The 8,496-nt window shown below is 74.1% G+C and carries 7 protein-coding genes and 1 pseudogene; 2 read left to right on the top strand and 6 right to left on the bottom strand.

The window, feature by feature from the left end:
- The coding region (locus GT045_RS37745; protein WP_202529428.1) for a TerD family protein at positions 1–662 on the top strand (662 nt) is incomplete at its 5' end.
- 109 nt (positions 663–771) lie between these two features.
- Here the strand turns inward: GT045_RS37745 and GT045_RS37750 are convergent.
- The 3 genes from GT045_RS37750 to GT045_RS37760 form a co-directional block, all read right to left on the bottom strand.
- Positions 772–1,332 (bottom strand): TetR/AcrR family transcriptional regulator, encoded by a 561-nt coding sequence (locus GT045_RS37750; protein WP_161298771.1) that lies wholly within the window; start codon positions 1,330–1,332, stop codon positions 772–774.
- Positions 1,333–1,512: 180 nt separating this feature from the next.
- The gene (locus tag GT045_RS37755; RefSeq protein WP_161336971.1) at positions 1,513–2,985 is read right to left on the bottom strand and encodes an alkaline phosphatase PhoX; all 1,473 of its coding nucleotides are present in this window, start codon (positions 2,983–2,985) and stop codon (positions 1,513–1,515) included.
- Between the two features lie 528 nt (positions 2,986–3,513).
- Positions 3,514–4,941: a hypothetical protein gene (locus tag GT045_RS37760; protein ID WP_161336972.1), complete on the bottom strand. Its 1,428-nt coding sequence runs from the start codon at positions 4,939–4,941 to the stop codon at positions 3,514–3,516.
- Positions 4,942–5,208: 267 nt separating this feature from the next.
- Here GT045_RS37760 and GT045_RS37765 point away from each other — a divergent pair, with 267 nt between their 5' ends.
- Positions 5,209–7,035 carry an endonuclease/exonuclease/phosphatase family protein gene (locus GT045_RS37765; RefSeq protein ID WP_161336973.1) on the top strand — a complete coding sequence of 609 codons (1,827 nt, stop codon included), beginning with the start codon at positions 5,209–5,211 and terminating at the stop codon, positions 7,033–7,035.
- A 54-nt stretch (positions 7,036–7,089) separates the two neighbouring features.
- Here GT045_RS37765 and GT045_RS37770 read toward each other — a convergent pair whose 3' ends face one another.
- The 3 genes and pseudogenes from GT045_RS37770 to GT045_RS37780 form a co-directional block, all read right to left on the bottom strand.
- A complete protein-coding gene (locus tag GT045_RS37770; RefSeq protein ID WP_161336974.1) occupies positions 7,090–7,656 on the bottom strand; it encodes a DUF3618 domain-containing protein in 567 nt (188 codons plus the stop codon).
- Positions 7,653–8,072 (bottom strand): phage holin family protein, encoded by a 420-nt coding sequence (locus GT045_RS37775; RefSeq protein WP_161336975.1) that lies wholly within the window; start codon positions 8,070–8,072, stop codon positions 7,653–7,655. The genes GT045_RS37770 and GT045_RS37775 overlap by 4 nt, the downstream gene beginning before the upstream one ends.
- Positions 8,073–8,125: 53 nt before the next feature.
- Positions 8,126–8,496, bottom strand: a pseudogene (locus GT045_RS37780) (hypothetical protein); the annotation flags it as partial.

Below are 8,496 nucleotides of genomic sequence, written 5' to 3' on the forward strand. Positions count from 1 at the left end.
TCGCGGCCCCGCCGCAGCCGGCCGCCGCTCCCTCGGCCCCGCCGCAGCCGGTGGCCCCGCCGCCCGCCCCGGTACCGGGCGCCGGGAAGATCAACCTGGACAAGGGCCGGGTCAGCCTGCAGAAGAACCAGACCGTCTCCCTCGTCAAGGGCGGCCGGCCCCTGCTGTCCCGGGTGCAGATGGGTCTCGGTTGGGAGCCGGCGTTCCGCGGCAGGGACATCGACCTGGACGCCTCGGTCATCGCCTACGGGCCGCAGCGCAACCACATCGACAGCTGCTACTTCGGCAAACTGACGATCCTGAACGGCGCGGTCAAGCACTCCGGGGACAACCTGACCGGTGAGGGCGGGGGCGACGACGAGGTCATCGTGGTCGACCTCGGCCGTCTCCCCCAGGAGGTCACCGGCCTGGTCTTCACGGTGAACTCCTTCTCCGGGCAGAAGTTCACGGAGGTCGCCAAGGCGTACTGCCGGCTGGTCGACCCGGCGACCGGTGAGGAACTGGTCCGTTTCGACCTCACCGGGGCGGAGGCCCGGACGGGCGTGCTGATGGCCAAGCTCATCCGCCAGTTCTCCGGCGAGTGGGACATGACGGCGCTGGGCGAGTTCGTGAAGGCCCGGACGGTACGGAACATGGTGGATCCGGGCGCCAGGGCGCTGTGATCCGGGGCGCGGGTGATCGCGGGCCGGTCGCCCGGCTCTCCGCGCCCTGCGGGGAGCCGCGGCGCCCCGGAAGGGTTCGCGGCTCACCGGCCTCACCGGCGCGGACCCCTCAGCCGGCCCGCAGGCCCTCGTGCAGCAGTCCCAGGTAGCGCCGGATCTCCGGCTCCCCGGTGCCCGCCAGCTCCGCGGCCGACGCCACGCCGTGCGTCAGCCGCAGCACATCGATCGGCTCCACGTCCGCGCGCAGCGCGCCCACCGCCTGCGCCGCCACCACCAGCCGGGTCACCGCGCCCTTCACCGTGGTCGCGCACGCCGCCGCGCCACCGTCCGCGACCGCCGAGCCGAGCAGGGCTTTCATCCCCCGCACCTGCAGCGTGCCGACGGCCAGCTCGTACAGCCACTCACCGAGCGCCTCGCCCGGCGGAAGCTCCCGCGCCAGTTCGTCGGCCCGTGCGCCCAGCGCCTCGATCCGGTCGACGTAGGCCGCCTCCAGCAGCGCCTGCCGGGTCGGGAAGTGCCGGTAGAGCGTGCCCGAGCCGACGCCCGCCCGTCTGGCGATGTCGTCGAGTGACGCGTTCTCCCCATGCTCGGCGAAGGACTCCGCCGCCACCTTCAGCAACCGCTCGTAGTTCCGCCGAGCGTCCGCGCGCATGGGCCTGCCCTGCGTCATCCACCCACTCCTCACAAGCCGGGGGCCGTCTGCGCAGCTTATCCAGCGGCGGCGAGGACGGTCCCCCGCTCACCGCCGCCGGTCCCGGCGGCGGGACGGGCGGCGGGACGGGCGGCCGGGCGAGCCGGGGCCGGCGCCCCTCGCGGCCGTTCTACGGCGGCGAGACCATGCGGAACGCGGTCACCGCCGGTGCCGCTTCCAGGGGCCGGTGATGGCGAGCATGATGCCGGGGGTCTGGATGTTGGCGAACAGGGTCCGGCCGTCGGGCGAGAAGGTGACGCCGGTGAACTCGCTGTACTCCGGGTCGTCCGCGGTGCCCGTGTTCAGTTCGTTGCGGGCGATCGGGTAGGTCCGGCCGCTCTCGGTGGCGCCGAACAGGTGCTGGACGCCCTCGCCGTCCTCGGCGATGACGAGGCCGCCGTAAGGGGAGACGGTGATGTTGTCGGGGCCGTCGAAGGCACCGTCCGCGGACGGGTCGGGGTTCACCCCGAGGAGCACCTTCAGGGTGAGCGTGCGGCGCCCCGGGTCGTAGAACCAGACCTGTCCGTCGTGCTGGACGGGGCTCTCCTGGCGGGCGAAGGAGGAGACGACGTAGACGCCCCCGTCGCCCCACCACATGCCCTCCAGCTTGCGGGCGCGGGTGACCTGGCCGTCGGTGAACTGCTTGCGCACCGACACGGTCCTGGCGTCCCGGTCGGGGACGTCCACCCAGTCCACGCCGTAGACGGTCCCGGTCCGCGTGGCGCGGGACAGGTCGTCCACGAACCTGCCGCCGGAGTCGAAGCACCTGAACGCCTGGAGCGTGCCCGCGTCGTCGGCGAGGGTGCGCAGCCTGCCGCGGCCGTGGCGGAAGCCGGGCGGCGGGGTCCAGCGGTAGAAGAGGCCGTTGGGCCCGGAGGCGTCCTCGGTCAGGAACAGGTGGCCGCGCCTGGGGTCGACGACGACGGCCTCGTGGGCGTACCGGCCGAGGGCCTTGACCGGCCGGGGGTCGCGGTTGGCCCGGCGGTCCTCCGGGTCGACCTCGAAGACATAGCCGTGGTCCTTGGTGAAGCCGTGGGCGCCGGCCTTGTCCTCGGTCTCCTCGCAGGTCAGCCAGGTGCCCCACGGCGTCCTGCCGCCCGCGCAGTTGGTGGCGGTGCCGGCGATGCCCACCCACTCGGCGACATGGCCGCCGCGGCGGACCTCCACGACGGTGCAGCCGCCGGCCGCGCCCGGGTCGTAGACGAGGCCCTCGGTGAGCGGCACCGGGTGCGGCCAGTCGGCGCGGGCGCCGGCCAGCTCGTGGTTGTTGACGAGCAGGGTGGTGCCGCGGGGGCCGTCGAAGGTGGCGGTGCCGTCGTGGTTGGAGGGGGTGAACTCGCCGGACTCCAGCCGGGTCCGGCCGCTGTAGGTGATGATCTCGTACCGGAAGCCGGCGGGCAGGGCGAGGATGCCGTCGGGGTCGGGCAGCAGCGGGCCGTAGCCGACGCCATGGTGGTGGCCCCCGTGCTCGTGCCCGTGCGCCGGCTCGGTCCCGGCGCCGGCGGCGCTGTCGAAGTCCGTGGCCGCGAGCGCGTTCGGCGCGGTGGCGAGGGCGCCGACGCTGCCCGCCAGGACCACACCGGCACCGGTGAGCGCGGATCTGCTGGCGAAGTCCCTGCGACTGAGCGGCATGGTGTCTCCCGTGACGACGGTGTGCGTGCCTGGAGTGTGGGGGGCCTGGGTCCGGCGCACACGCTCCCGGCCACCGGTGAACGGGAGTTGAACACCAGACCACCACCCGGGCACCCGTTCCGTGAATCCGTGCGCGACCGGCCATGGCCGGCCAGAACACCCGCCACTCCACCCACTCCGGCCCGCCGGCCACCGCCCGCGGACGAGCCGGCCGGTCACCCCGCGCGCCTGACCGGCGTCCACCGCTCCACCGAGACCGCGCCTCGGCCGTCTGCCGAGACCGCGCCTCGGCCGCCGGAGCCGGCCGGTCACCCCCGCACCGTCCGGCGCTCAACGGCCCTGCCGGAAGCGCCCCTTGAACGCCACAGCCGACCGGCCACCCCGTTCACCATCCGGCGCTCGACGACCCTGCCGGAAGCGCCCCTTGAACGCCGGAGCGGCCGGGCGGCCCAGTCGCAGGCCGACGGCAGCCGCCCTGCCGCGCGCACCCTGGACGCCGGAGCCGGTCGGCCCAGTCGCAGGCCGGCGTCAGCCGCCCTGCTGGGAGCGCGGCTTGAAGGCTGCCTTCCGTGCCTCCTTGGCCACCTTCTTGTCCGGGTGCAGCCTGCCCATCGCGTCCAGCACGTCGGCGACGGCCGGGTGCTCCACCCGCCAGGCCGCCGCGAAGAACCCGCTGTGCTGTGCGGCCAGCCCCTCCACCAGGGCCTGCAGCTCCTCGGAGTTGCCCTCGGCCTGGAGCTGCGCGGCGACCGTGTCGATGGTCAGCCAGAACACCATCTCCTGCGGCGGCGCCGGCACGTCCGCGGCACCCCGCTCGCTCAGCCAGACCCTGGCGAGTCCGCCCAGTTCGGGGTCGGCCAGCACCTCGCGCAGCGCCGGTTCCGCCTCGGCGCCCACCAGGGACAGCGCCTGCTGGCAGCGCAGCCTGCGCAGCGGGGCGCCCGCGTCCGCGCCGCGGGCCGCCGCCAGCAGCTCCCGGGCCGCCGTGAGCGGGTCGCGGCGGCCGAGCCACTGCTCGGTCTCGGCCCGGGCGGCGGTCCGGCCGAACCGGGCGGTGCCGTCGAGCAGCGCGTCCGCGCCCTTGTCGACCAGTTCACCGACGGCCGGCGCCTCGATGCCGGCCTCCAGCAGCCGGGCCCGCAGCCCGTACACGCCGAGCGGGGTCAGCCGGACCATCCCGTAGCGGGAGACGTCGGTGTCGTCGACGGGCGCGGCGGGCTCCTCGTCGGCGTCGGCCATCAGGGCCTCGTCCACCGGCTGGTACTCGACCAGTCCGACGGGCTCCAGCACCCGGAACTGGTCGTCCAGCCGCATCATCGCGTCGGAGACCTGCTCCAGGACGTCGTTGGTGGGCTCGCCCATGTCGTCGGGGACGAGCATGGAGGCGGCCAGGGCGGGCAGCGGGACGGCGGCCTCGCCGGAGCCGCCCTCACCGACGGTCAGCAGGTAGAGGTTGCCGAGGACGCCGTCGAGGAAGTCCGCCTCGGCCTGCGGGTCCCAGTCGAGTGACGAGAAATCGACCTCTCCGCCCTCGTCGAGCGCCTCGACCAGGTCGTCGAGGTCGGGGACGGCGGCGTCGGCGACGACGGTCTCCAGCGCGGCGAGCCAGACGGTGAGCACGTCCTGCGGGGAGCCGCCGGTCAGCAACGCCAGCTCCTCGCCCGCCCGGACGGTGCCGGCCTCCTCGTCCATGATCTCGACCAGGCCGGCGTCGACGGCGACCCGCCATGCCTCGCTCGCGTACGCGGCGGCGTCGTCCCCGGTGAGCCCGAGCAGTTCGGCGGCGGCCGGCAGCTGCTCCTCGACCAGCCCGCCGCCCGCGTCCACGCGGGTCCCGGGGCCGGCCCAGCGGGCCAGCCGGGCCGCGCGGGAGAGCAGTGGCGTGGACAGCGCGGCGCGCGCCAGCTCCGCTTCGGGGTGCAGCCGCGCGGGCGGCAGGGGGGAGCTGTCTGACATCGGCTGGTTCTCCTCGGACCGTGAAACGGGCTCAGCCGCTCAGCCTAGACGGATTTCCACCCATGCCGCCCGGTTCATCTCCACGTAAGCCGTCGTACATGGCCGAAACCTTGACAACTCCCCGGCTCAAGCAGGAGATTGACGCGCGTAGAAGTTGGGGGGACAACTGTTCACTCGGCTCTATGCGTGTCACGGAGGGCCACGAGCCCCGCACGCTCCCGTTCCACCCTCGTCCCGGCGCTCACGCACGTCCCCGGAGGGAATCCCTTGCCGAGCAGGTCTTCCGCGCGCCTCGCCGCGCTCACCGTCGCCGCCGTCTGCAGCGCGGCGTCCGCCGTCGTCCTCACCTCCCCCGCGCACGCCGACTCGGTGCGCGTCCACGATGTCCAGGGCACGACCCGGATATCCCCGTTCGCCGGGCAGAAGGTGACGGACGTCCCGGGCATCGTGACGGCCACGCGCACGTACGGGTCCTCCAAGGGCTTCTGGCTCCAGGACCCGGCCCCCGACGACGACCCCGCCACGAGCGAGGGCGTGTTCGTCTTCACCAGCTCCACCCCGAAGGTCGCCGTCGGCGACTCGGTGACGGTGACCGGCACGGTCTCCGAGTACGTCCCGGGCGGCACCTCGTCCGGCAACCAGTCGCTGACGGAGATCACCAAGCCGGTGATCACCACCGTCTCCACCGGCAACGCGGTCCCGGCGCCGGTCGTGATCGGCAAGCGCTCGGTGCCGGACCGCTACACCCCGGCGGGCGACACGGCCGCGGCCGGATCGATCAACGGCCTGCCGCTGCAGCCGGCGAAGTACGCCCTGGACTACTACGAGTCCCTGGAGGGCATGAACGTCCAGGTCTCCGACGTCCGCGTGGTCACCGCCACCGACCCGTACAGCGAGCTGTGGGTGACGGTGAAGCCGCGCGAGCACCGCACCCACCGCGGTGGCACGCTCTACGGCTCCTACGACTCCCAGAACACCGGCCGGCTCCAGATCCAGTCGCTGGGCTCCACCGCCGACTTCCCGAAGGCGAACGTCGGCGACACCCTGGAGGGCACCACCGCCGGCCCGCTGGACTTCAACCAGTTCGGCGGCTACACCCTCGTCGCGGGCACGCTCGGCACGCTGGACAGCGGCGGCCTGCAGCGTGAGACGACGCGCAAGCAGTCCGGCCGTGAGCTGGCGGTGGCGACGTACAACGTCGAGAACCTGGACCCGGCGGACGCCACCTTCGCCCAGCACGCCGCCGCGATCGTGGACAACCTGCAGTCGCCCGACATCGTGTCCCTGGAGGAGATCCAGGACAACAACGGCGCCAAGGACGACGGCACGGTCGACGCGAACGAGACCGTGACCAAGCTGATCGACGCGATCGTCGCGGCCGGCGGCCCCAAGTACGACTGGCGCTCGGTCAACCCGGTCAACGACCAGGACGGCGGCGAGCCCGGCGGCAACATCCGCCAGGTGTTCCTGTTCAACCCGCAGCGGGTGTCCTTCACGGACCGCGCGGGCGGCGACTCGACCACCCCGGTCGGCGTGACCGAGGTGCACGGCAAGGCGCAGCTGACGGCCTCGCCCGGCCGTGTCGACCCGGCGAACGCCGCGTGGACCAACAGCCGCAAGCCGCTGGCCGGCGAGTTCGTCTTCCGCGGCCGGACCGTCTTCGTGATCGCCAACCACCTGAACTCCAAGGGCGGCGACCAGGCGCTGACCGCGCAGTACCAGCCGCCGGTGCGCAGCTCGGAGGTCCAGCGGCACGCCCAGGCGACCGCGGTGAACGCGTTCGTCAAGGACATCCTGGCCGTGCAGAAGAACGCGGACGTCATCGCGCTCGGCGACATGAACGACTTCGAGTTCTCCGGGACCACGAAGATCCTGGAGAGCGACGGCGCGCTGTGGTCGGCGATCAAGTCGCTGCCCAGGAGCGAGCGGTACACCTACGACTACCAGGGCAACCAGCAGGTTCTCGACCAGATCCTGATCAGCCCGGCGATCCGGCGCGGCGGTGACTTCGCGTACGACAGCGTGCACATCAACTCGGAGTTCAACGACCAGATCAGCGACCACGACCCGCAGGTTCTGCGGTTCCGTCCGTGACACGACGGCGGGGCCGGCCGGACACCACGCCCGGCCGGCCCCGCCGTCTGCCGCTCACCGTCCGCGGTCGATCCGGCGCCAGATCATGGCCGCGCCGATGACGGCGGCGCCCGCGGCGCCCGCGATCAGCACGGGCCGGGGGTGCCGCAGCGCGGCGCCCATGGCGGACCGTACCGGCCGCGGCACCCGCGTGTCGTGCTCCATGGTGTGCCCGGCGTGGGACGCCCGGTCCTGCAGGGCGTGACCGGCCTGGAGCGCCCGGTCCTGGAGGGTGTGCCCGCCGTGGCCGCCCCGCTCCTGCATGAGGTGGCCGGCCTTGGTCATCCGTTCCTGCGCACTGTGGCCGGCCCGCGCGGCGCGGTCCTGCACCAGGTGCCCGGCCCGGGCCGCCCGGTCCTGCACGCCGTGGCCGGCGTGGGCGGCGCCGGAGCGCAGCTGGACGGTCATGGCGCCGGCCTTGTCCTTCAGGTCGGCGGCCCGCGCCCGGGCCCGGCCCTTGACGTCGGCCCGGCCGACCAGCTGGGCGACGGTGTCACCGAGCTGGCTCCGGGTGTGTTCGATCTGCCGCCGCAGCTCGTCGGGGCCCTTGGCGCCGGAGCCGTGCGGGTTGCTGTGCTTCATCGGTGTGCCCTTTCCCTGATCACGTCGACGTCCGCCCTGACGCTGCCGAGCGTCTCCTCCGGCGCGGGCGGGGCGGCACGGCGCAGCTGGCCGCGGCCGGCCGCGGCCAGCAGGGCGGCCACGGCGAAGAACACCGCGGCCACGATCAGCGCCGCCGCCCATACGGGCAGCACCAGCCACAGGGCGGCGGTGGCCGCTCCAGCCAGCACGATCAGCCCGACGTAGCCGACGGCACCGGCGGCGCCGAGCAGTCCGCCGCCGCGCCCGGCCCGGCGTCCCTTCTCGGCCAGCTCCTCCTTGGCGAGGGCGACCTCCTGCCGCAGGAGCCGGGAAAGCTGTTCGGTGGCCCGGCCGACGAGTTCGCCCGTGGAAAGGTGCCCGTCGGCCGCGGGCCGTGTCTGCGGGGTCACGGTCACGGCGTTCCGCCTCCTCTCTGTGCGGAACCTCCGGGTACCCGGCCCCGCAGTTCTTAGCCCTGCTCGCCGCCCCGGGCCCCGGGCTCGCCGAGACGCGCGAGTTGGGACTGGAACCAGTCGAGGCGCGCCTGCAACAACGCCGCCTCGGCCACGAGTTCGGGCACGCCGACGCCGTCGCCGGCCGGCAACGCGGCGCCCGCGGACACCCCAGCACCACCCCCGGCGACGACCCGCGGCCCCTGCCCGCCCGCGCCACCCTCGGTGACGACCCGCGGCCCCCGCCCGGCCGCGCCACCCCCGGCGACGACCCGCAGCCCCTGCCCGGCCAGCCTCGCGAACCCGGCGAGCGAGACGGACGGACGCCCGTGTGCGCAGCCCGCGCAGGCGGGGGCCAGGACCCGCCAGCCCGGCCGGCCCCAGGCCC

The sequence above is a fragment of the Streptomyces sp. SID486 genome, assembly GCF_009865385.1.
GTDB lineage: Bacteria > Actinomycetota > Actinomycetes > Streptomycetales > Streptomycetaceae > Streptomyces.